Source organism: Nocardia mangyaensis, assembly GCF_001886715.1.
Taxonomy (GTDB): Bacteria; Actinomycetota; Actinomycetes; order Mycobacteriales; family Mycobacteriaceae; genus Nocardia; species Nocardia mangyaensis.
In genome coordinates this window covers 4,131,168-4,153,586 of the sequence record NZ_CP018082.1, presented here as the reverse complement: position 1 = coordinate 4,153,586, position 22,419 = coordinate 4,131,168, and the positions used below count along the sequence as shown (strand labels likewise).

26 protein-coding genes are annotated in these 22,419 nt (G+C 67.8%); 14 read left to right on the top strand and 12 right to left on the bottom strand.

From position 1 onward, the window contains the following. Positions 1–23 precede the first annotated feature (23 nt). The 4 genes from BOX37_RS18805 to BOX37_RS18790 all read left to right on the top strand — a co-directional run bounded on the left by BOX37_RS18805 (position 24) and on the right by BOX37_RS18790 (position 3,186). Complete coding sequence (locus BOX37_RS18805; RefSeq protein WP_071928808.1) at positions 24–650, top strand: hypothetical protein; 627 nt, start codon at positions 24–26, stop codon at positions 648–650. A gap of 129 nt (positions 651–779) precedes the next feature. Next, positions 780–2,057, top strand: coding sequence for a cytochrome P450 (locus BOX37_RS18800; RefSeq protein ID WP_071931641.1), 1,278 nt, complete (start codon positions 780–782; stop codon positions 2,055–2,057). Positions 2,058–2,087: 30 nt separating this feature from the next. Beyond that, on the top strand, positions 2,088–2,924 hold the full coding sequence (locus BOX37_RS18795; RefSeq protein WP_071928807.1) for a mycofactocin-coupled SDR family oxidoreductase: 837 nt from the start codon (positions 2,088–2,090) through the stop codon (positions 2,922–2,924). 67 nt (positions 2,925–2,991) lie between these two features. After that, entirely contained in the window at positions 2,992–3,186 is a 195-nt protein-coding gene (locus BOX37_RS18790; RefSeq protein ID WP_071928806.1) for a ferredoxin, read from the top strand. Positions 3,187–3,192: 6 nt separating this feature from the next. Here the strand turns inward: BOX37_RS18790 and BOX37_RS18785 are convergent, their stop codons facing one another. Beyond that, positions 3,193–3,417, bottom strand: coding sequence for a hypothetical protein (locus tag BOX37_RS18785; protein WP_071928805.1), 225 nt, complete (start codon positions 3,415–3,417; stop codon positions 3,193–3,195). A gap of 19 nt (positions 3,418–3,436) precedes the next feature. Further along, on the bottom strand, positions 3,437–4,267 hold the full coding sequence (locus tag BOX37_RS18780; protein WP_071928804.1) for an SDR family oxidoreductase: 831 nt from the start codon (positions 4,265–4,267) through the stop codon (positions 3,437–3,439). Between the two features lie 95 nt (positions 4,268–4,362). On the opposite strand from BOX37_RS18780, the gene BOX37_RS18775 reads away from it, so the two are divergent. The 4 genes from BOX37_RS18775 (at position 4,363) to BOX37_RS18760 (ending at position 8,464) form a co-directional block, all read left to right on the top strand. After that, positions 4,363–5,940 (top strand): methylmalonyl-CoA mutase family protein, encoded by a 1,578-nt coding sequence (locus tag BOX37_RS18775; RefSeq protein WP_071928803.1) that lies wholly within the window; start codon positions 4,363–4,365, stop codon positions 5,938–5,940. Continuing rightward, a complete protein-coding gene (locus BOX37_RS18770) occupies positions 5,940–6,350 on the top strand; it encodes a cobalamin B12-binding domain-containing protein (RefSeq protein ID WP_071928802.1) in 411 nt (136 codons plus the stop codon). The genes BOX37_RS18775 and BOX37_RS18770 overlap by 1 nt, the downstream gene beginning before the upstream one ends. A 60-nt stretch (positions 6,351–6,410) precedes the next feature. After that, a complete protein-coding gene (locus tag BOX37_RS18765) occupies positions 6,411–7,367 on the top strand; it encodes a TIGR03564 family F420-dependent LLM class oxidoreductase (protein WP_071931640.1) in 957 nt (318 codons plus the stop codon). A 74-nt stretch (positions 7,368–7,441) separates the two neighbouring features. Beyond that, positions 7,442–8,464 (top strand): CaiB/BaiF CoA transferase family protein, encoded by a 1,023-nt coding sequence (locus BOX37_RS18760; RefSeq protein ID WP_071931639.1) that lies wholly within the window; start codon positions 7,442–7,444, stop codon positions 8,462–8,464. A 75-nt stretch (positions 8,465–8,539) separates the two neighbouring features. Here the strand turns inward: BOX37_RS18760 and BOX37_RS18755 are convergent, their stop codons facing one another. Continuing rightward, positions 8,540–9,553 (bottom strand): ferredoxin--NADP reductase, encoded by a 1,014-nt coding sequence (locus BOX37_RS18755; protein WP_071928801.1) that lies wholly within the window; start codon positions 9,551–9,553, stop codon positions 8,540–8,542. 95 nt (positions 9,554–9,648) lie between these two features. On the opposite strand from BOX37_RS18755, the gene BOX37_RS18750 reads away from it, so the two are divergent. The 5 genes from BOX37_RS18750 to BOX37_RS18730 are packed head-to-tail and all read left to right on the top strand — an operon-like array spanning position 9,649 to position 14,702. Continuing rightward, a complete protein-coding gene (locus BOX37_RS18750; RefSeq protein ID WP_071928800.1) occupies positions 9,649–11,052 on the top strand; it encodes a class I adenylate-forming enzyme family protein in 1,404 nt (467 codons plus the stop codon). Next, positions 11,030–11,932 carry an acyl-CoA dehydrogenase family protein gene (locus tag BOX37_RS18745; protein WP_071928799.1) on the top strand — a complete coding sequence of 301 codons (903 nt, stop codon included), beginning with the start codon at positions 11,030–11,032 and terminating at the stop codon, positions 11,930–11,932. Before BOX37_RS18750 ends, BOX37_RS18745 begins: the two co-directional genes overlap by 23 nt. Then, positions 11,919–13,007 carry an acyl-CoA dehydrogenase family protein gene (locus tag BOX37_RS18740; protein WP_071928798.1) on the top strand — a complete coding sequence of 363 codons (1,089 nt, stop codon included), beginning with the start codon at positions 11,919–11,921 and terminating at the stop codon, positions 13,005–13,007. Before BOX37_RS18745 ends, BOX37_RS18740 begins: the two co-directional genes overlap by 14 nt. Positions 13,008–13,009: 2 nt before the next feature. Further along, positions 13,010–13,777, top strand: a complete 768-nt coding sequence (locus BOX37_RS18735; protein ID WP_071928797.1) for an enoyl-CoA hydratase/isomerase family protein — start codon at positions 13,010–13,012, stop codon at positions 13,775–13,777. A 25-nt stretch (positions 13,778–13,802) separates the two neighbouring features. Beyond that, positions 13,803–14,702, top strand: coding sequence for an ArgK/MeaB family GTPase (locus BOX37_RS18730; protein ID WP_084759823.1), 900 nt, complete (start codon positions 13,803–13,805; stop codon positions 14,700–14,702). Between the two features lie 34 nt (positions 14,703–14,736). On the opposite strand, the gene BOX37_RS18725 is transcribed toward BOX37_RS18730, so the two are convergent. From BOX37_RS18725 to BOX37_RS18685, 9 genes are read right to left on the bottom strand one after another with little or no spacing between them, the layout of a single operon-like run. Then, the gene (locus BOX37_RS18725; protein WP_071928796.1) at positions 14,737–15,639 is read right to left on the bottom strand and encodes an acyl-CoA thioesterase; all 903 of its coding nucleotides are present in this window, start codon (positions 15,637–15,639) and stop codon (positions 14,737–14,739) included. A gap of 37 nt (positions 15,640–15,676) precedes the next feature. After that, the gene (locus tag BOX37_RS18720) at positions 15,677–16,336 is read right to left on the bottom strand and encodes a TetR/AcrR family transcriptional regulator (RefSeq protein WP_071928795.1); all 660 of its coding nucleotides are present in this window, start codon (positions 16,334–16,336) and stop codon (positions 15,677–15,679) included. Then, complete coding sequence (locus tag BOX37_RS18715) at positions 16,333–17,067, bottom strand: acyl-CoA dehydrogenase family protein (protein WP_071931637.1); 735 nt, start codon at positions 17,065–17,067, stop codon at positions 16,333–16,335. The genes BOX37_RS18720 and BOX37_RS18715 overlap by 4 nt, the downstream gene beginning before the upstream one ends. A gap of 51 nt (positions 17,068–17,118) precedes the next feature. Then, on the bottom strand, positions 17,119–18,222 hold the full coding sequence (locus tag BOX37_RS18710; protein ID WP_071928794.1) for an acyl-CoA dehydrogenase family protein: 1,104 nt from the start codon (positions 18,220–18,222) through the stop codon (positions 17,119–17,121). Beyond that, positions 18,219–18,626, bottom strand: coding sequence for a nuclear transport factor 2 family protein (locus tag BOX37_RS18705; protein ID WP_420811630.1), 408 nt, complete (start codon positions 18,624–18,626; stop codon positions 18,219–18,221). Before BOX37_RS18705 ends, BOX37_RS18710 begins: the two co-directional genes overlap by 4 nt. Beyond that, the gene (locus tag BOX37_RS18700) at positions 18,622–19,833 is read right to left on the bottom strand and encodes a metal-dependent hydrolase family protein (RefSeq protein ID WP_071928792.1); all 1,212 of its coding nucleotides are present in this window, start codon (positions 19,831–19,833) and stop codon (positions 18,622–18,624) included. Before BOX37_RS18700 ends, BOX37_RS18705 begins: the two co-directional genes overlap by 5 nt. A gap of 2 nt (positions 19,834–19,835) precedes the next feature. Beyond that, positions 19,836–20,162 carry a hypothetical protein gene (locus BOX37_RS18695; protein ID WP_071928791.1) on the bottom strand — a complete coding sequence of 109 codons (327 nt, stop codon included), beginning with the start codon at positions 20,160–20,162 and terminating at the stop codon, positions 19,836–19,838. Further along, complete coding sequence (locus BOX37_RS18690) at positions 20,143–21,414, bottom strand: aromatic ring-hydroxylating oxygenase subunit alpha (RefSeq protein ID WP_071928790.1); 1,272 nt, start codon at positions 21,412–21,414, stop codon at positions 20,143–20,145. The genes BOX37_RS18695 and BOX37_RS18690 overlap by 20 nt, the downstream gene beginning before the upstream one ends. Before the next feature lie 4 nt (positions 21,415–21,418). After that, a complete protein-coding gene (locus BOX37_RS18685) occupies positions 21,419–21,952 on the bottom strand; it encodes a carboxymuconolactone decarboxylase family protein (RefSeq protein ID WP_071928789.1) in 534 nt (177 codons plus the stop codon). A 155-nt stretch (positions 21,953–22,107) separates the two neighbouring features. Here BOX37_RS18685 and BOX37_RS18680 point away from each other — a divergent pair, with 155 nt between their 5' ends. After that, the gene (locus BOX37_RS18680; RefSeq protein ID WP_206045683.1) at positions 22,108–22,416 is read left to right on the top strand and encodes a hypothetical protein; all 309 of its coding nucleotides are present in this window, start codon (positions 22,108–22,110) and stop codon (positions 22,414–22,416) included. Positions 22,417–22,419: the final 3 nt, after the last annotated feature.

Below are 22,419 nucleotides of genomic sequence, written 5' to 3'. Positions count from 1 at the left end.
CACACCACCAGGCAAGGAAAGCTATGAGCGACACAGAAATCGACACCGAGACCAAGACCGACGCCGACACGCTCGAATCCACTGCGCCGAAGTCCTCGACAGGCCCCGCCGAGGTGCCGGTGGCCGAGGAGCCGAAGCGGACCGGGCCCTCGACGCCGCACCGGCTGCTGGGGGTCGCGCGCCGGATCGCCGTGCCGGTCATGGGGGTGGTCGCCGTGGCGGCGCTACTGACGGCCGGGTTCCTCGGCTGGAAACTCGAGCAGAAGTCCACCATCGACGCCGCGGGCGAAGCCGCGCTCGCGGCGGCGCGGGCCTACGGCGTCACACTGACCAGCGTGGATTCCAACCATCTCGACCGGGATTTCGCCGCGGTGCTCGACGGCTCGACCGGTGAGTTCAAGGACATGTACTCCCGGTCGAGTGGCCAGCTCCGGCAGTTGTTGTTGGAGAACAAGGCGACCGGCACCGGCACCGTGCTCGATGCCGCGGTCAAGTCGAAATCCGAGACCAAGGTCGAGGTCCTGTTGTTCATCGATCAAACGGTGACCAATATCGCTGCCGCGGATCCCCGGGTCGACCACAGCCGGGTCCAGATGACGATGGAGCTGGTCGACGGACGCTGGCTGGCGAGCCGAGTCTACCTGCCCTGATTGCACGCCCCGCTCGACCTCGCGGGGTTCTGTGCGGCCTGGCGGAAATGATGTTCTCAAAATTGCATATGGTTGTTACCATCGAAGTGCGCCCCTTTGTCGTCGCTTCCCGATCAGCTGGAGTTCTCCGTGACCGATTTCGATACTGTGAACTACTTCACCGACCCGGATCTGATTCCTGATCCGCACCCCTATTTCGATCATCTACGGGCGAAGTGCCCGGTAACCCAAGAGCCGCACTACGGTGTCTACGCCGTCACCGGATACGAGGAATCGGCTGAGGTGCTCAAGGATTCGTCGATCTTCTCCTCTGCTGTCGCGGTCGGCGGGCCCTTTCCGCCGCTGCCTTTCACGCCGGTCGGGGACGATATCAGCGAGCTCATCGAGCAGCACCGGACCGAATTGCCGATGTATGAGCACATGGTGACGATGGACCCCCCGCAGCACACTTTCGCGCGGTCGGTTTTGAACCGTCTGCTCACGCCGGCCCGTTTGAAAGAAAACGAAGAATTCATGTGGCGGCTGGCGGACCAGCAGCTCGACGAGTTCGCCGATGCGGGCCACTGTGAATTTCTTTCTCAATACGCGAAGCCGTTCGCACTACTGGTCGTCGCGGATATGCTCGGCGTTCCCGAAGCCGACCACGAACAATTTCGTGTCGTGCTCGGTGCGTCCCGGCCGGGAGCTCGGCCCGGTGCGATCGACAACGAAGCTCTCTCCAGCAATCCCTTGGCGTGGCTGGACGAGAAATTCAGTGCCTACATCTCGGACCGCCGCGACGAGCCACGCGATGACGTGCTGACGTCCTTGGCGTTGGCCAAGTACCCGGACGGCACCACCCCGGAGGTCATCGACGTGGTGCGGTCGGCGACCTTCTTGTTCGCCGCGGGGCAGGAAACCACGGCCAAGGTGCTGGGTGCCGCGGTGCGAATCATGGGTGATCAGCCCGAGGTGCAGCAGCGATTGCGCGAGGACCGCAGCCTGATCCCGAACTTCATCGAGGAGACCCTGCGGATGGACGCGCCGGTCAAGAGCGGATTCCGGTTGGCCCGCCGTGCCACCACCGTCGGCGATGTGGACATCCCGGCCGGTGGCTTGGTGATGTTCTGCCCCGGCGCGGCCAATCGGGACCCGCGCCGATTCGAGGATCCGCACGAGTTCCGGCTGGACCGCGACAACTTCCGCGAGCACATCGCCTTCGGCCGCGGCGTGCACACCTGCCCAGGCGGTCCGCTCGCGCGCGTCGAGGGCAGGGTCTCGATCGAGCGAATCCTCGATCGCATGCTCGACATCGAGATCAACGCCGAGCGGCACGGTCCGGTCGGCGAGCGCACCTACGGCTACGAACCGACGTTCCTGCTCCGTGGGCTCAGCGAACTGCACATCGACTTCACTCCCCACTCCTGACCACGACAACAACGACAGAGGTAGGTAACCATGACCGGACGGGTCGAAGGCAAGGTCGCATTCATCACCGGAGCGGCGCGCGGTCAAGGCCGTAGTCACGCGGTGCGATTGGCGCAGGAAGGCGCGGACATCATCGCCATCGATGTCTGCAAACAACTCGACAACGTGCCGTTCGCGATGTCGACCCCGGAGGATCTGGCGACCACCGCTGATCTCATCCGGGGCCAGGGCAGGCGAGTGGTCACCGCCGAGGTGGACGTGCGCGACTACGACGGACTCAAAGCCGCGGTCGACGGCGGGGTCGCCGAGCTCGGGCGGCTCGACATCATCGTCGCCAACGCGGGGATCGGCAACGAGGGCGGCGCGCTGGTCGACCTGCAGGAGAACCTGTGGGACGACATGATCGACGTCAACCTCGGTGGGGTCTGGAAATCGGTGAAAGCCGCTGTCCCGCACATGATCGCCGGTGAACGCGGCGGCTCGGTGATCCTGACGAGCTCGGTGGGCGGGCTCAAGGCCTACCCCAATATCGGCCACTATGTCGCGGCCAAACACGGTGTCGTCGGGCTCATGCGAACCTTCGCGGTGGAACTGGCGCAGCACTCCATTCGTGTCAATTCGGTCCACCCGACGCACGTGAACACCCCCATGGTGATGAACGAGGGCACCTACAAGCTGTTCCGCCCCGATCTGGAGAGCCCGGGGCCCGCGGATCTCGAGCCCATCGCCAGGCTGTTCCACACGTTGCCGGTGGCCTGGATCGAGCCCGAGGACGTCAGCAACGCGGTGCTGTATCTGGCCTCGGACGAGGCTCGCTACGTGACGGGTGTGCCCCTGCCGATCGACGCGGGCGGAATGCTCAAGTAGTCACCCCGGCCGCGCCGATCGTGGTGATCGGCGCGGCCCCGAGGAACAACGAAGACGGAGAACGGTCATGAGGGTGTCGGTCGACGGGACCAAATGTGAGGGCCATGCCCTGTGCGCGGGTATCGCGCCGACGGTGTTCGAGGTGAACACCGAGGACTTGGCCGTGGTGGTCGACGAATCTCCGGATGGTGCGACACAATCCGAAGTTCACTCGGCGGCGTCGGCGTGCCCGACGATGGCGATCGTGTTGCGCGAGAGCTAGCGCCGCTCAGGCGGCAGGGTCATCCGCGGCCGCGCCACCGGTCATGGTGGTGCGAGCCGCGGGCCCGTACCACCCGCACGGCAGCTCGCACGTGGCGACCACGAGGAATTCGACCCGGCCATCGAGGGATTTGCGCACCGTTTCCGCCGCGCCCGCGGGATAGCCGCAGCGTGGGCATTTGCCGTAGTAGTCGAGGATCGGACGAACGCTGATCTGAATGGTCGGGTGCACGGTGCTCCTTCAGCCGTTCTCAGTCGAGAAAGAGGTCGAGCGTCGGGTTGGCGCCACCGCCGTAGCCGGACAGGTCCTCGATCCCGGTCGCGGTGAGTACTTCCGCGTCGATGTAGCAGTTCCCGCTGGTGGTGCGGGCGGGTCGGGACAGGATCTCGATCGCGGCGTCGGCCATGATCTCGGGGCTGCGCGCGGCGGAGATCAGGCTTTCGCCGTCGGCCATGTTCGCGACCGCCGAGGTGGCGATATAGGTCTGGGGCCACAGGCAATTCACCGCGATGCCCGCGTCGGCGAACTCGGCGGCCCAGCCGAGCGACAGCAGGGTCATCCCGTATTTGGACAGCGTGTAGGCGGGATGTGCGCCGAGCCAGCGCGGATTCATGTTCACCGGCGGCGACACGGTGAGCACGTGGGGGTTCGTCGAGGCGCGCAGGTGCGGCAGGCAGGCCTTGGTCAACAGGAACGTGCCACGCAGGTTGATCTGCTGCATGAGATCGAATCTCTTGGCCGAGAGGCTCTCGGTCGGTTCGACGCCGATCGCACTGGCGTTGTTCACGCAGATGTCGATGCCGCCGAATCGTTCGATCGCGGTGTCGACCGCCCGCTGCACGTCGGCTTCGTCGCGTACGTCGCCGACCACGGCGACAGCCTTGCCGCCCGCGGACTCCACCTCGGTCACCGCGGTGTGCACGGTGCCGGGCAGCCGCGGGTGCGGCTGCGAAGTCTTGGCCAGGAGAACCAGATTGGCGTGCTGTCGCGCGGCGGCCAGCGCGATGGCCAAACCGATCCCGCGAGAGCCGCCGGAGATGACCAGTGTTCGGTCGGTGAGTACGGCGTTCTCGCTGGGCATCGTTCTCCTTGGTGCGGCGTGAGCCTGCTGTTCGAAGCGGTTCTACCACTTGATGGTATTGGCATTCTCATTTTTTGCAAGTACCGTAATCGCTGATGAACGATCCGATACAGACCTCGTCCGGCATCCCGCTCTCGCCGGTCTACGGACCGGCGGACCGAGCCGCCGAGCCGCCCGCGCCGGGCGGCTTCCCCTTCACGCGCGGCAACTTCGCCTCCGGCTATCGCGGGCGGTTGTGGACGTTTCGCCAGTACTCCGGCTTCGGCACGGCCGAGGAGTCCAATCGCCGTTATCGCTACCTGCTGGACCAGGGCGGAACCGGGTTGTCGGTCGCGCTGGATCTACCGACCCAATGTGGTTACGACTCCGACGATCCGGAGGTGACCGAAGAGGTCGGCCGAGTCGGCGTCGCGGTGGACACCCTGGCCGACGCCGAAATCCTCTTCGACGGCATGCCGCTGGACAAGATCAGTACCAGCTTCACGATCAACGGCACGGCCGCGATCCTGCTGGCGTTGTATGTGGCGGCCGCCGAGAAGAAGGGTGTGCCCCGCGAAAAGCTCACCGGCACCATCCAAAACGACATCCTGAAGGAGTACGCCTCGCGCGGCACGTGGATCTGGCCGCCGGAACCGTCCCTGCGGTTGATCGCCGACACCATCGAGTTCTGTGCGGCCGAGGTGCCGAGATTCAACGCGATTTCGGTGGCGGGCGCGCACTTTCGCGACGCCGGCGCGAACGCGGTGCAGGAGATGGCGTTCACCCTCGCCGACGGTGTCACCTACTGCGACACCGTGGTCGAACGCGGCCGGATGACCATCGACCAGTTCGCGCCGCAGATCTCGTTCTTCTTCTACACCCACGGTGACTTCTTCGAGGAGATCGCCAAATATCGTGCGGGACGCAGGCGGTGGGCGACGGTCGTGCGCGAGCGCTACGGGGCCACCACCGACAAGGCCTCGATGTTCCGCTTCGGCTGTGTCGCGGGCGGTGCCTCGCTGTACGCGCCGCAGGCACAGAACAACCTGGTGCGAGTCGCCTACGAGTCGATGGCCTCGGTGCTGGGCGGGGTGCAGTCGATGTTCACCGCGGCCTGGGACGAGCCGTTCGCGTTGCCGAGTGAGGAGTCGGCGACGCTGGCGTTGCGCACTCAGCAGATTCTCGCCTATGAAACCGGGGTCACCCGGGTCGCCGATCCGCTCGGTGGTTCCTACTTCGTCGAGGCGCTGACCGACGAGACCGAGGCTCGCATCATCGACATCATGGATGACCTCGAGCGGCACGGTGGCATGGTGGCCGCGATCGAGGACGGTTACCTGCAGGGCCTGATCGCCGATGAGGCCTACCAGCTCCACAAGGACGTCGAGGCCGGCACCCGTCCGGTCGTCGGGGTCAACCGTTTCGTCTCCGACGAGCCCGCACCCGAGATCGCGACCTACGAACTCGATGCCGAGGGCCGCGACCTGCAACTGAAGCGGCTCGCCAGGGTGAAGGCCGAACGCGATTCCGTGGCCGTTCGGAGCTGTCTCACCGCCTTGTCCACGGCCGCCGAGGGAAACGAGAACCTGATGCATTACCTGATCGAGTGCGCGAACGCGTACTGCACGGTGGGGGAGATGACCGCCGCGCTGAAAAGTGTCTGGGGCGAGTTCCAGCAGCCGGTGGTGTTCTGATGACCGCCCGCGTGCTGGTCGCCAAACCGGGCCTCGACGGCCACGATCGCGGGGCCAAGATCGTCGCCCGCGCGCTGCGCGACGCCGGTTTCGAAGTGGTCTTCACCGGTATCCGCCAACGCATCGAGGACATCGTGTCGATCGCGCTGCAGGAGGACGTCGCCGTTGTCGGGCTGAGCATCCTCTCGGGTGCGCACGTGTCGCTGACCACCCGCACCGTCGACGCGCTACGGGCGGCAGGCGCGGGCGATATCGCCGTGATCGTCGGCGGCACCATTCCACAGTCGGATGTGGCCCGGCTGCTCGAAGTCGGTGCGGCGGCGGTGTTCCCGACCGGCACTTCGCTGGAAACCCTGGTCACCGAGATCCGGGCGCTGACGAATGTCCCGTCCCCTGATCCGAGTGCCTGAGCGGTCGCGGCGGCGCAGGCCACCGTGGCCACGCGAAACGATGGGAAGACGGAGGAATTCGTGCGTATCGGAGTGATGATCGGGCCGGAGAAGGGCGATGCGGCTCGCAAACTGACCAGGATGCTCGACGACATCGAGTGGGCCGAAACGGCCGGTCTGGACACCGCGTGGATACCGCAGATCCCGACCGATTTCGACGCGCTGATCACCATCGCGCTGATGGGACGAGCGACCACCCGGATCGAATTGGGTACCGCGGTGGTGCCGCTGCAGGCCCAGCACCCCATCGCCCTTGCCCGGCAGGCGCTGTCCGCGCAGGCCGCGGCGGGTGGACGGCTGGCGCTGGGCATCGGTCCCTCGCACCACTGGATCGTGCGCGAGATGCTCGGGTTGCCGTATGAGAAGCCGGCCGCCTACACCGCGGACTACCTGGAGGTGCTCAACGCCGGATTGCGTGGGCCGGGCACGGTGGATGTCGAGAACGCCACCTTCACGGTGCACAATCCGCTCGATCTCGGCCCGGTGGCACCGGTGCCGGTGCTGCTCGCCGCGCTCGGCCCGGTGATGCTGCGCATCGCGGGCGAGCACACCGACGGGACCATCCTGTGGATGGCCGATGAGCGGGCGGTGGGAGCCCATGTCGTACCACGCATCACGAAGGCGGCGGCCGAAGCGGGCCGTCCCGCGCCGCGTGTGGTCGCGGGTCTACCGGTGTGCCTGTGTCGTCCGTCCGAGGTGGCGGAGGCGAAGGCCCGAGCGAACCGCATTCTGGGCGAAGCCGAGGTATCGCCCAACTACCAGCGCCTGCTGGAAACCGGTGACGCCCGCGACATCGGTGACATCTGCGTGGCCGGCGACGAGAAGGCCATCGCCGCGGCCCTTGGCCGGTACGGCGATGCCGGGGCCACCGATCTGTCGGTGCGTCTGCTGCCGATCGGCGACACCCGTGACGAGCTGGTCGCTTCCAAGCGGCGCACCAGGGCGATGATCGCCGAGCTGGCCAAGGACCTACGGTGATCGCCGCGGAAGATGACAGCGTCCGCGCCGGAGGGCCGCGCGACGAGCACGGCGCGGCGGCGACAGTCGGACCGCTGTCGGGCATCCGGATACTCGAGGTGGGCACCATGTTGGCCGGACCTTATGCCACCATGATGCTCGCCGATCTCGGCGCCGAGGTCACCAAGCTGGAGCCGATGGGCGGGGACATCTCCCGGCAGGTGGGGGACAGCTATTTCGCCAGCCTCAATCGGGGCAAGCGCAGCATCAGCATCGACCTGACCACCGTGCGGGGCCAAGATCAGCTCGGGGAGCTGGTGATGGACGCGCACGCGCTGCTGGTGAACTTGAAACCGTCGGCGATCCACCGGCTCGGCCTGACCTACGCGGCGCTGCGGCGGTGGAACGAGCGCATCGTCTGTGTGGCGATCACCGGGTTCGGCTTGAACGCCGGGGACGACCCGGCCTTCGACTATGTCATCCAGGCGGCCACCGGCATCGCCGCGCTCACCGGAGATCCATCGGGCCCGCCGACGCTGCCGGGCTATTCCTCGGCCGACAATTCCACCGGGCTGACCGCGGCGCTGGGTCTGCTGGCGCAGGTCGTGTCCGGCGTCGGCGGCCAGGTGGAGGTGTCACTGCGCGATGTCATGCTCTCGCAGCTGAACTACCACGCCTCGGCCTACCTGAACGACGGGACGGTGCCGCAGCGCCGCCCGTTCGGAGCGCACACGTATTACGTTCCCGCGCAGATCTTTCCGACGGCCGATGGGTATTTGGCGCTGTTCATCACCCACGACGGTTTCTGGCGGCGCTTCGCCGAGGAGGCGGCCGTGGACGGGTTCGCGACCATGGCGGAGCGGGCGAGTCGGCGCGAGGAAGTCCTCGCCGCCGTCGCCACCGCGCTCGCGGCTGATACCGCGACGGGCTGGGAATCGCGGCTGCGGCCACTCGGCATCCCGGCCGCCGCGGTGCGGACCCTGCCCGAGGCACTGGACGCGACTCCGGAAGCACTGGTCCACGCGGGGCGGCATCGGCTGGTGGGCAGTCCGATCCGAATCGCCGGGTACGAGCCCGCGTACGGCCCGCCGCCGCGGTTGGGTGAGCACAACGGCTGAGCGCCCACCGCACTCGGCGATCCGGACCCCGGACCTGTCCAGGTCCGGGGTCCCGTTGGTGTGCTCGGCGCCGTCCTACTCGTAGCGGATCGTGGTCTCGGTCGTGTCGGGGATCGCCTGGCAGGTGAGCACATACCCCTCGGCCACTTCGTCGTCGGTGAGCGCGTCGTTGACGCGCATCGTCGCCGAGCCCTGGGTGAGGGTGGCCATGCAGGTCGCGCAGTTGCCCGCTTCGCAGGAGAACGGCGGGGTGAGGCCGCCGCGTCGCGCGCTCTCCAGCAGTGTCTCACCCGCATTGCGGGGCACCGTCACCGTCGTGCGGCCGAGGGTGACGGTGACCGTGCCCGCGGTGGCGGCGGGGGTCGGCACCGCGGGCTCCGGTTCAGCCGCGGGTATCGGTTCGGCCGCGCCGAATCGTTCGCTGTAGACGGCGCCCGGCCCCGGTAGCGCGGTCTCGACCATCGCCATGAAGGCTTCCGGCCCACAGATGTAGTGCTCGCCCGCCGCGTCGGCACCGACGAAAGCCCGGACGGCGGCGGGATCGAGGAACCCGCTGTCGGCATCCAGATGCCGGCGGACCTCGAGGCGGGTGGGATAGCGCGCGACCAGATCGTCGAGGGTCGCGTCGAAGATCACCGAGGCCCGGTCGCGGTCGGCACACAGCAGGCGCACTCGCCGATCGGTGGTGGCCAGCGTGCTCTTGGTCAGCGAGAGGATCGGGGTGATGCCGCTACCGCCGGCGAAGCCGAGCAGGGGGCGTGTGCTCTCGCGCAGGCAGAATCTGCCGGCCGGCCTGCTCATCTCGACCACGTCTCCCTCTACGAGGTTGTCGATCAGCCAGTTCGACACCCGGCCGCCGGCTACCCGTTTGACCGTGGTCATGAGCTCGGCGTCGGTTTCGGGCGCGCTCGACATGGAGTACGACCGGAACAGCTCGGTGCCCTCGACCGGCACCCGGAACGTGCAGAACTGACCCGCAAGGTACGTCACCGGGCCCGCGTGTGGAGCGAGGACGAAGGTGCGGGCATCGGCTGTCTCCTTGATGATCCGGGTCACCGTCGCGCGTTGGAACAGGGGAGGTCTCGCCATGGACCGGCTCCTTCTGGTATGAAGATTCTTATGGAAAGAGAATACTATTCTCTCTTGCAAGATGGGATCTTCTCAATCCCGGTCGCGGGGGCGAGATGAACGACCGGATCGCACTCAGCTTCGAGGAGCGCGATTACACGCTCGCCGAGCTGGACGGGCTGACCGCGGGTCTGGCCGAGACCTTGACCGATCATGGTGTGCGCCAAGGGGATCGGGTGGCGCTGATGGCGTCGAACCGGCCGGAGTTCGTGCTCGCCGTGCGCGCGATCTGGCTGACCGGTGCGGCGGTGGTGCTCATCAGTCCCGCGTGGAAGCGCGGCGATGTCGAGCACGCGCTGACCGTCACCCGGCCCGTCTGTGCCATCGGCGATCAACCGGTGCTGGCCGAGCTGATGCCGATGCTCTCCCTCGACGATCCGATCGTCCGCGGTCGCGCCGAGTTTCCCGCACCGGATCCGGAGTCGGACGCGGTGCTGGTCTTCAGTTCGGGCACCACGGGATTGCCGAAAGCGGTGCGGCACACCCACGCGTCGTTCGCCGCCGCGGTGGAACACTGGCGGGTGGCACTCGGCTTCACCGCCGACGATCGGATTCAGATCGTCACCCCGCCCTCGCACATCCTCGGTCTGCTCAATATCGTGCTGTCGCTGCGGACCGGCGCCTGGATGCGGTTGCATCGACGATTCGACCTGGATCGGATGCTGCACCACATCGAGGCCGACCGGATCACCGTGGAGATGGCGGTCGCGCCGATCGCGATCGCGATCGCCGCCCATCCCGGCCTCGAGTCCTATGACCTGTCGTCGTTGCGCTACATCATGTGGGGCGCGACGCCGGTGACACCGAGCGTCGCGGAGACCGTCACGCGCCGTACCGGGGTCGGCTGGGTGCCCGCCTACGGTGCCAGTGAGCTACCGGTCATCGCCTGCAATCCGCTCGACGGTGCCCGCTTGGACAGTGTGGGCCGACCGGTGGCCGGCGTCGAGATCCGTGTGGTCTCGACGAGCACGGGCGTCGAGGTCCAGGCCGGCGAGACCGGCGAGATCCAGGCTCGCTCACCGTCGTTGATGGCCGGGTATCTCCCCGCTGACGCGACCGAAGCGGCCTGGGCCGACGGCTGGTACCGCACCGGCGATGTCGGCCATCTCGACGACGACGGATGGTTGCGTCTGACCGACCGGCTCAAGGAGATGATCAAGGTGCGCGGTTTCCAAGTGGCACCCGCCGAGGTCGAAGCCGTCCTGCACGAGCACCCGGCGGTCGCGGACTGTGCGGTGTTCGGCGTCCCCGACGCAGCCGACGGCGAGTCGATCCTCGCCGCTGTCACGGCCACCGGGCCGGTTGATGCCGAGGAACTCATTGCCCTGGTCGGCACCCGACTCGCCTCCTACAAGCGGCCGCGCCGAGTGGTGTTCGTGCCCGAGATCCCGCGCCTGCCCTCCGGCAAGGTGCTGCGCCGAGTACTGAAGGAGCGCCATGGACGCCCGTCTGACCTCTGAACAACGCCAGCTGCGCGATGCCGCCGCCAAACTGGCCGACGACCTCGGCCTCGGCTCGGTCAACGACATGGCCGACGAGCGGCGGATCGCTCGGCTCGAGCAGACGGTGGCCAGCACTGGCTGGCGCGCCCTGCGCTCCGACGGCGCCTCCGGCGTCGAGGTGGCCATCGTCGCCGAGGAATTCGGTCGCGGACTGGTCGACGTGCCCTTCCTCGGCCCGGTCCTGGCAGACGACCTCTGGGGGCCCGCTGAATCGACACCGCCGTGGACAGTCGTCGCCGACGGCCGCGCGATCGACGCGCGGGGCGCCCGACGCGCCCTGCTCGTGCAAGGGGAGTCGATTCTGTCCAGTGCTGTCGCCCCCGCGGCGATCGGCGCTGACCAGACGCGGGCCGAGGCCGCGCTCATCGGTGTTCCGGAACTCCTCGGCGAATTGTCCACCGCGCAGGCCGTTCAGTGGCGAGCGCTCGCGCTCGTGGCCACCTGCGCCGATCTGGTCGGCACCGCCCGTGGCGCGCACGCGCTGGCCACCGACTACGCGAAAGTTCGCGCACAGTACGGCAAGTCGATCGGCTCCTATCAGGCCGTCGCGCATCTGCTCGCGGAAGGTCTCGCGCTGATCGAGGGGTCGGTGAGCGTGCTGCGGCACGCTGCGTGGGCGGTGGACGAGCTCAGCCCCGAGCGAGCCGTCCAGGCGGCCGTGATCGCCAAACTCTATTGCGCCAGAGCGGCACTGACCGTGTGCGAGACCGCGGTGCAGGTGCACGGCGGTATCGGCAACACCTGGGAGTGCCTGGCGCACCTGTATCTACGGCGGGCGCTGACGTCCACCGAACTGTTCCCGACGAGCCTGGAGGAGATCGACCGTGGACTTTCGTGATTCACCGGAGGAGGCCGCGTTCCGAGAGCGCCTGCGCGAGTGGCTGTCCGGTGTCGCGGGTCGGTTCCCGACCTCGGGAGACGAGTACTGGGCCAAGCAGGGCGAGTGGCACCGAGCGCTGCACGGAGCCGGATTCTTCGGGTTGTCGTGGCCACGCGAACACGGCGGCCACGCACTGCCCCCGGTCTATGACGTCATCCTCGACGAAGAGCTCGCCCTGGCCGGCGCGCCACCGAGGCCGAGCCTGGGCTACCTGATTCAGGGCCTGGGCAGGCACGCGGGCAAGGAACTGCAACAGCGATTCCTGCCCGGCATGATCGATGGGACGCAGCGCTGGTGTCAGGGGTTCAGCGAACCGGACGCCGGCTCGGACCTGGCCGCGCTGCGCACCACGGCCACCCGCGACGGTGATTCCTATGTGCTGCAGGGGCACAAGATCTGGACGAGCTATTCCGATGTCGCGGACTGGTGTCTGCTGCTGGCCCGCACCGATCCCGAGGCGCCACGGCACAAAGGCATCTCGGCATTCGTGGTGTCGATGAACCAACCCGGCGTGCGGCAGCGACCACTGCGGATGATGAGTGGGATCACCACCGAATTCGGGCAGGTGCACTTCGACGGCGCCCTCGTTCCCGCCGATCAGATGGTCGGCTCGCCCGGCGACGGGTGGGCCTTGGCGATGACAGTGGTCGGGCACGAGCGCGAACCGTCGACGCTCGGCTACGCGGCCCGCTACGGAAAGCTCGTGCGGCAGATGGCGGCCAGGACCCCCGGCCCGCTGCCCGCTGACCTGGCCTGGGCCGGGGTGCAGACCGAGATGTTGCGACTGCATGTGCGCCGGCGACTGTCCGAACAACTCGACGGCGTCTCGCACGGACCCGAGGGGTCGCTCGACAAACTTCTCATGACCTGGGTGGAGCAGTCGGTCGGCCACGCGGCGCTCACGGTCGGCGGCACTCGCGATCCCGAACTGTTCAGCGCCTACCTCTACAGCCGCGCGCAGAGCGTCATGGGCGGAACGTCACAGATTCAGAAGAACATCATCGCCTCGCGCATTCTCGGATTGGGAGCCTGACCATGTATGACCTGCCTGCCGAAATCGACGTCCGCGCCGAGGGCCCGCTGCGGATCATCACGCTGAATCGGCCCGACGCGCTCAACGCGGTCAACGACGACCTGCACACCGGCCTCGCACACCTGTGGCCGCGGCTGAGCGAGGACCGGGAGGCCCGCGTCGCAGTGCTCACCGGCAGCGGCAAAGCCTTCTCGGCGGGTGGCGACTTCGGCTATCTGGCCGAACTGAGTCGCGACGCGGATCTGCGCGCCAAGACGATCGCGCACGGTCGCGACATCGTGCTCGGTATGGCGCGCTGCCGGATTCCGGTCGTCGCGGCGGTCAACGGTCCCGCCGTCGGCCTCGGCTGCAGCCTGGTCTCGCTCAGCGACATCGTCTACATCGCCGAGACCGCCTATCTCGCCGATCCGCACGTCCAGGTGGGGCTGGTGGCCGCCGACGGTGGCCCGCTCACCTGGCCCCTGCACACCAGCCTGCTCTTCGCCAAGGAGTTCGCGCTGACCGGTGCGCGCATTCCCGCCGCCCGCGCCAGAGAGATGGGTCTGGTCAATCACGTCGTCACCGATCCGGTCGCCGAGGCGTTGGCCTGCGCCGCAAGAATTCTGGAGTTGCCGAGGCAGGCGGTGGAAAGCACCAAACGGCTGCTGAATCTGCACCTGGAGCGGGCGGTGCTGGCGAGTCTGGACTACGCGACCACCGCCGAGGACCTGTCGTTCCAGACCGCGGACTTCCACGCCACCATCGAACGACTGACGGCGGGAAAGAACTAGCGGGCGCGGGCGTCGGGAGCGGTCGTTGAACAGTTGCCTGCCCGCCGACCTCGGCGCGTTGATCGCCTCGGCGCGTGCCGGTTCGGTTCGCGCTGCCGGACGGCTGCTGAGTCTGGTCGAGAGCGCGGATCGCGAGCGAGTGCTCGCGCTGCTCGACCCGGCGCCGGTCCGCGTGGTGGGGGTGACCGGGCCGCCTGGGGCGGGCAAGTCCACGACCATCGCGGTCCTGGTCACCGGATACCGCGCGCGCGGCCTGCGGGTGGCGGTGCTCGCGGTCGACCCGTCCTCGCCCTACAGCGGCGGTGCGCTGCTCGGGGACCGCATCCGAATGTCGGCGCACATCGACGACTCCGACGTGCTGATCCGATCGGTGGCCACCCGGGGGCACCTCGGTGGCCTCGCCGCGGCGGTCCCCGCGGCGATCCGGCTGCTCGGTGCGCTCGGCTATGGTCTGGTCCTGGTGGAATCGGTCGGCGTCGGGCAGTCCGAGATCGAGATCGCCGCGGTCGCCGATCCGACCGTCGTCATCCTCAATCCCGGTGCCGGAGATGCCATTCAGGCCGCCAAGGCCGGGCTGCTCGAGGTCGCCGACATTCTGGTGGTCAACAAGGCCGATCGCGACGGCGCCGCGCAGACCGCGCGGGAATTGCACATCGAGACCGGTCTGCCGATCCTGACCCTGGTCGCCGCGCGCGGCACCGGAGTCGAGGAGTTGATCGAGGCGATCGACACCCACCACCGGGCCGATACCGCGGCGCGCGGTGCCGCGCGCGCTCGAGCGCAGATCCTGTCCCTGGCGCAGTCGCGGCTGCGCGGTCACCCCGGTCTGGATGACCTCGCCGCCGCTGTCGCGGCCGGTCGGCGCGACGCCTACACCGCTGCGGAACAGTTGCTGGCCGAGGCGAGCCCCGACCAGGCACGGTAGGGGTATTCGCCTCGGGCCCGGTGATCGTTCTCGCTCATCCGCGCTGTGCGGCGCGTGGCGTCGAGACAGTCGGTGCCGCGGCGGAATCGAATCGCACGAGCGCTTCCTGCGCGAACGAGGCGACGAGTTCGCCCGCCGCGGTGAGCACATCGCCACGGCCGAAGCAGCGACCGTGGGCCAGCAGTGGACTGTGCTGGCGCAACAGCAGCCAGTCGTCGGTGCGGAACGGGCGATGGAACCACACGGTGTGCGCGGTGACGGCGGAGGTGAACGCGGTGCCGTTGCCCCGCTGGCTCACGCCATCGAAGGGACGCAGCGCGGTGCCGATGAGGTTCAGGTCGGTGGCGTAGGCGGTCAGCGCGGCGGCGAGTTCGGGACCGACCGGTGGTGTGCGCATCCAGAACTCGTATTCCGGCGACGCGGCGGCGGTGGAGTTCAGGTCCTCGACCGCGCGGGTCTCCCAGGGCAGCAGGTCGAAAGTGACCTGGTGCTCAGGGGCCAGGGGCGCGGCGATGGCTTCGACGTGCTGTGCCTGCGGGCCGTCCTCGTCGACGTGCATGGACACCGCGGCACTGGCAACCACCCGCGCCGCTTGCCTGGCCAGGATCGACAGCGTGGCGAACGACCGTCCCTGGTGCTGGCAGGAGACCTCGTAGCGGACCGGCTCCTCGACGCTGCCCTCCCGGGCGAACAGGGTGTGGATGGACTTGACCCGCTTGTCCGGACAGGCGAGTTCGGCTGCCCGGACGAACTGCCCGAGGATCTGGCCACCGAAGAGCCTGCGGTAGTTCAACGGCAGGTTGGGGCCTTCGAACGCGGACGGCGGGCTGCCGGGAACCGTGGTGCCGGATGCGCTTTCGGCTTCGGAAAGGCTGCCGTGGGGCGAGGAGGCGCGCAGATCGAGGCTCGCGAGCAGATTGTTCCAGAGATCGGCCATACTCATCAGTGTAATTCATATTCTCCAGGAAGGAGAATTATATTCTCGCGCGGCCGGTGACACCGGCCGCGCAGAAATCCCAGATCTCGTCGGCGGTGATCGGGCGCATGGCCGTGTCGTCCTGGGCGCCACTGGACTGGGCGGTGAACATGACGGTCTGCATCGTCATGGCGGCCACGCGGCGGGGATTCAGTCCGGGCCGCAGCGTGCCCGCGGCCGCGGCGTCGGTGACCAGTTCGACGAACAGCGACAGCAGTGGCGCGTGGGCGACGGTGACATGGGTGGGATGAGTGACCAGCAGGCGTGGCGCGAAATCGGTGAACAGCGGGTGCCGATCCTTCGGGTCGGAGCGGCACAGCGCGAACAGCAGCCGCACCGCGACCGCGAGCCGGGCGAGCGGGTCGGCCTCCTTCGCCGCGGCGGCGCGGATCTGCTCGGCGGTGCGCAGCAGCGCGTCCTCGAACAGGGCGAGCAGCAACTCGTGCTTTCCGTTGAATTGCAGATAGAAACTGCGCAACGACTGGCGCGACCGCTCGACGACCTCCTGCACGGTGAAGTCGGTACAGCCGTTCTCGGCGATGATCGCCTGTGCCGCATCGAGGAACCGCTGTACCCGCTGTTCGGCCCGCAGCCGGGTGGTCTCGAGCGAGCGCTGTACGGCACGTTGTTTCCAGGCGGGCTCCGCGTGCTCGCTCACAGCTGCACCAGGCGTGCGGCTGTCCCCGCGGTGCGGACGGTGGTGCCCGCCTCGCGGAGGAGTTCGCGGGAACTCCCGAGCAGTCCGTCGAGGACCAGAACGCGCCGGAGGTGGCGGTGCAGATCGTGTTCGGCGGTGAAGCCGATGCCGCCCAGGGTCTGCTGGCAGTGCCGGGCGGCCACCAGCGCTGCCTGGCCCGCGGCGGCTTTGGCCAGCAGACAACCCAGGTCGTCGGTGGCGGCCTCGAGCGTGGCTTCGGCGCCTTCGATGGCGACGAGGGCCTCGGCGAGCCGGTGTCGGATGGCCTGGAACGATGCCACCGGACGGCCGAACTGGACCCGGTCGATGGCATGGGTGCGGGCGAGGGTGAGCATCGCTCGGCTCGCGCCGGTCAGCCACCAGCCCAGCGCCCGGCGACCCGCGGCGAGCGGGATCTCGAGCCCCGGCGGTACCTGCCGGATCGGCAGGTCCGGGTCCAACAGTGAGCCGTCGTCGTCGGTGTGGTCCCACTGGACCCAGCTGCCTCCGGCATAGGGGAGGGGGAGGGGGCCCGCCGCGGGCCGACCCGCGGCAGCGTGGATCACATCATTGAGCAGCGGAGCATGCGCGCCGGTCTCGCCGAGCAGCCGAAACACCAGGGGCACCGTGGAATCGGGTGCCTCGATGAGCATGTCGTGCCACCCCAGATCGACGAGCGCGGCAAGTAGGCCGGTACCCGACGAATCCCGCATCGCCTTGCGCAAGGTCTGGGCCAGCAGATCGAGTTCGACAGCGTCCACGGTTCACTCCTTCCCCAGGTCGAGCAGTCGGCGCGCGATGATGTTGCGCTGGATCTCGGCGGTGCCGCCGTAGATCGTCGCGGCCCGCGAGTACAGATATTCCGCGCGCAACGGTGAGTCGGCGAGCTCGATGGCCCCGGGCGACACCTCCCGGATGGTGTCGAACAACCGCTGTTCGGCGGTGGCGAGCAGCACCTTGTCGATGGAGGTCTCCGGTCCGAGCCTGCCCCCCGCCGCCAGCCGCTCCTGGGTGGCCAGCGACCGGCAGCGGATGGTGTGCAGGGCGAGGTAGGCGGCACCGAGATCGGCGTCGTCGCGGCTCGCGTCGTCGCGGTCGGTGGTCTGGGCGAGCAACTGGTCGAAACGCGTGTAGAGGTAGGCGATTCGGTGCCAGAAGCAGGTGGAGCGTTCGTGGGGGAGCAGATCCATCGCGACCCGCCAGCCGTCGCCCGGTCGGCCGAGCATGCGGTCGGCTGGCACCACGACGTCGTCGAAGTAGACCTCGGCGAACTCGTCGATGCCGTGCATGGTGCGCAACGGCCGCACGGTGATGCCCGGGGAGTCCATGTCGAGGAAGAACGCGGTGATTCCGTCGTGGCCGATCCCGGTGCGGGTCAACAGGACACAGCGCGCCGAGTACTGGGCGAGGCTGGTCCATACCTTCTGGCCGGAGACGACCCAGTGGTCACCACGTGGTTCGGCCCTGGTGCTCAGCGAGGCGAGATCGCTGCCGGAACCGGGTTCGGAGAACCCCTGACACCACTGCTCACGACCGCTGAGCAGGCGCGGCACCATCTGCGCCGCCAGCGCCGGGGTGGCGTAGGAGATCATCGTCGGTGCGAGTACCTCGATCATCGAATAGATGCCGGGCTCGGCCAGGTCACGGGTGGCGACCTCTTCGCCGAGAATCGCGCGCAGCACCGCCGGTCCGCCGAGACCACCCACCTCGGCGGGCCAGCCGTACCGCATCCAGCCCGCGTCGTAGAGCGCGCGGCGGACCCTGGCCAATTGCGCCACCTGCGCGTCGAGCGAGTGGTCCGGGCCCGCCGACAGATCGTTGTCGTCGAGCCAGGACCGCAGGCCGGCCCGAAAGTCGTTGCGGTTCACGCACTCGGTCGTTCGAACGCGTGTGGCCGGCCGGAATCGTGGTCGCCGTTGCGCCGGATGAAGGTCATGGCTCGGGTGCGCAGCCGCCAGCCCTCGTCGGTGCGGGCATAGGTGTCGCTGTAGTAGCCGATCCGCATGTCGTGGGTCGACTGCTCGATGAAACACAGCGGCTGGGTGCCGCGGGCGGTGTCGCCGTCGATCTCCAGTGCCGGAGTTCCGGTGAGGAACAACCCTTTCGGGGCGGCCGCGACGAGATCGGGGAATTCGTCGAGTGGGTAGGTGTCGCCGAAGGCGCTGTAGGTGCCATCAGGCGTGAACACCGAGATCAGGCCCTCGATGTCACCTTTGGTGATGGTGACCGCGTACCGTGCGAGCAGCTGTTCGAGCTCGATCACGTCCTCAATGGTGGACAAAGACTTTTCCGCCTTTCATCACGAACCGCACCCGCTGGGTGACGGTGATGTCTCGAAGTGGGTCGCCGGGTACCGCGATGATGTCGGCCAGCAACCCCTCGGCCAGTCGGCCGCGGTCGGTGACATCGATCAGCTCGGCGGCCGTCACGGTCGCGGCGCGCAACACGGCCAACGGGCTCATCCCCCGTTCGACGAGCGCGACCAGCTCGTCGGCGTTGCGGCCGTGCGGGATCGCGGGGGCGTCGGTGCCCACGGCGATCTTCACCCCGGCCGTATAGGCCGCCAGCACCGAGGTGCGGGCGCGGGGAAACATCTGCGCCGCCTTGGCCTGGAGTTCCGGTGGTGCCTTGGACACATCCATGGCGTCGGCCAGCCGGGTGGTGGGCACCAGATAGGTGCCGCGTTCGACCATCAGCGCGATGGCGTCGTCGTCGATCAGGAAACCGTGTTCGATGCAGTCGATGCCCGCTTCGACGGCGGCGCGCACGGCGTCGGCGCCGTGGGTGTGCGAGGCGACCCGCAACCCACGTCGATGTGCCTCGTCCACGATCGCCCGCAGCTCCTCGGACGAATAGTGCTGGGCGCCCGGTGCCCCGGTCAACGACATGACGCCGCCCGAGACACAGACCTTGATCAGCTGCGCGCCGTGCTTGATCTGATATCTGACCGCCTTGCGCACCTCGTCCACGCCGTTGGCGATGCCCTCTTCGATGCTCAGTTCCAGCACATGCGGTGCGAACGCGGCGAACATCGTCGGATCCAGATGCCCGCCGGTCGGGGTGATCGCGTGGCCGGCGGGCACGATCCGCGGGCCGTCGATCCAGCCCGCGTCGATGGCCTTGCCGAGCGCGACGTCGAGGAGATAGCCGCCGGTCTTGACGAACAATCCGAGGTTGCGCACGGTGGTGAACCCGGCCCGCAGGGTGCGGCGCGCATTGCCCACCGCGCGCAGCATCCGCAGCGGCGGGTCGTCCTGAACGCTGGAAGCCAGTCCGGTTTCGCCGCGACCGCCCATCAGGAGGTTGACCTCCATGTCCATCAGGCCGGGAAGCAGGACGGCGTCGCCGAGATCGATGATCTCGCCTTCCGGGTCGCCGCCGATGCCGACGATCCGATCGCCCTCGATCCGGACGACCGCGGGCCGGACGATCTCGCCGGTGTCGATGTCGAGCAGCCCGGCGGCCAACAGCGTCAGCACGGTCAGACCACCGGCTCCCGGATCAGGTGAACCATCGCGGCGCCACTGTCGGGCACCCTGGCCTGCTTCCAGACCTCCACCGGGAAGGACACATTCACCAGCGACTGCATCAGATGCAGCAGTGCGCGGGCGTCTTCGGGCAGGTCGGTGAGGGGGAACTTGTCACAATAGGCGATCGCGTCCTCCAGGCGCGGAAACGCGGTGTCGTAGAACTCCTGCATCTGCGGCATGGCCGAGGCGAGGCGCTTGGCATAGCGCTGGGGCTCGGTGGGCAGAACCCAGTCGGCGAACCGTTCCAGATCGGCGAATTCAGCGGGCAGCAGCGGCATCTCGGTACTCCTTGACCTTGTCCTTGGCGACCTTGTGCAGGTGGCGCAGCAAGATCTCCTGGTCGTTGAGAGGGAATTCGGACACGATGCGGGTGGCCAGCATCGTCTGGGTGGCTTCGAGGGTGTTCGCGTCCTGCAGCGCGTACTCCTTGAATGTGACCGCGGCCAGTTCCTGGCCCAGTCGGTCCCTGGCGGTCTTCGGGGGAACGAAGTACAGGTTCGCCTCGAAGACGTGCTTGTCGACCGCGGTCGGCCAGTAGTGGTAGGTGAGGTACCAGCCCGGCGCCCAGAACAGCAGCGACATGTTCGGGAAGATCTCGAACTCGTCCACGCCCCAAGCCCGGTGACGGCTGGGATTGATGCCCGCGGGCAGCGGATCCAGGCCCGCGATGTCGGGCCGGTCCCACGGTCCGAACAGGCCGCTGCGCAGCACCCGCTCGATCGGCTTCACCATGTTGAGGTCTTTGGGCGGCGCCATCCCGCCCCACGAGGAGATCATCGAATGCGGGCTCTGCAACTGATAGTGCAGGGCCTCGTAGCCGACGCCTGCCAGTTTGTCCGCCTCGTCCTTGACCGCCTGCTTCATGTGCAGGATCGGAGCGTGGTAGAACTCGGCGAACGCGTCGATGAACAGCTTCCAGTTGCTGCCGATCTCGGCGCGGTAGCTGTAGACCTCGGTGAACTCGTGGAACGGGTACCCTTCGACGCCGGTGACGAGCGGGCCGAGGTACTCGGCGAGGGGCGGGGCGTCCTCGTCGAGGTTGACGAAGATGAACCCCTCCCACACCTCGCAGCGCACCGACTTCAAGCCGTAGAGCTGCTTGTCGAGGTCGAAGAACTCCTTCTCCTGCTGGACGAAGTTCACCTCGCCCTCGAGGCTGTAGCGCCAGGCGTGGTACTTACAGGTGAACTGGCGGCACGTGCCCGAGGTCTCCTCGTTCGGGAAGTCGTCCCACACCAGTTTGTTGCCGCGGTGCCGACAGATGTTGTGAAACGCGCGCACGACGCCGTCGGTGCCCTTGGCGATGATGAGCGAGGTGCCGATCGCGGGCAGTTCCCTGGTGAAGTAGCTGCCCGCGCGCGGAAGCCGTTCGACGCGGCCGATGTTGAGCCAGGTCTTCTTGAAGATGGCGTTGCGCTCGTCCTCATAGAACCCGGGGTCGATGGAGTCGGTGTAATCGACCGGCTCGGTGCCGAGCTCGGGGTAGTGCTCCGTCCAGCTACCCGCGGCCGGTTTGGTGAAGTGGGACAAGGGGTTACCTTTCCGTTTGTTCGACTTCGACGCCGAAGGTGTTGAAGGCCATGGCCAACATCGCGTAGTTGCCGACTGTGAAGACCAGGTCCATGCACTGCCGCTCGTCGAGGTGCGCGCCGAGGGCGACCCAGGTCGAATCGGACAGGTTCGATGTGGTTTCGAGTTCGTCGGTCGCGGCGAAGATCACGCGGTCGAACTCCTCGGTGGGGGTGCCACCCTGTGCTGCCGCGATGTCGGCGGCGGTCACGCCGGATTCGCCGGCCATCTCCACGTGATGGGCCCACTCGTAGGCGCAGCCGCGCCGATGGGCGACACGCAGGATCGCCAGTTCCCTCGCTCGCGCGGGCAGTGTCGACCGGAACAACAGGTGCACACCGAGACTCGAGTAGGCCTTGGTCAGGTCGGGGTGACGGACGAGCGTCGCCAGTGCGTTGCCGGCGCCCGCCGGGTTCCGCCGGTCCCGGGGGAGCAGGCCGGACAGAGCGTGCTGAACCTGGTCGTCCCATTGGTCGGCCGGCAGCGGTGGTAGGCGCATACCGCCTCCTCTCACGTTGGAGAATCGCATTCTCACATTTGAACTGTAAGATTTCCACGGGTTGGCCGGATAGTCAACGGGTCATTGATTCTCCTTGAAGGAGAAGCTAGTTTTCATTGGTAGAGAGCGATGTAGCCCAGGAAGGGAGCTCCACCATGACCGCAGCACCACTGCGTCCCGGTGATCAACTCGCCAGCACCGTCTGCGGTACGCGGGTGGTGGTGATCCGGGTACCGGCTGATCGCACGCCCGTGATCGCCTGCGGCGCGAGCCCGATGGTCCCCGCGGCGACCGCCCGGCCGGTCGTCGCCGACGGCACTGCGGTCACCTTGATCGGCAAGCGGTATGTGGACGCCACCGAACACGTCGAGGTGCTGTGCATCGCGCCGGGTTTGGGCGCGCTGAGCTGCGACGGCGAGCCGATGACGGTCAAGGCGGCCAAAGCGCTGCCCGCCTCGGACTGATGG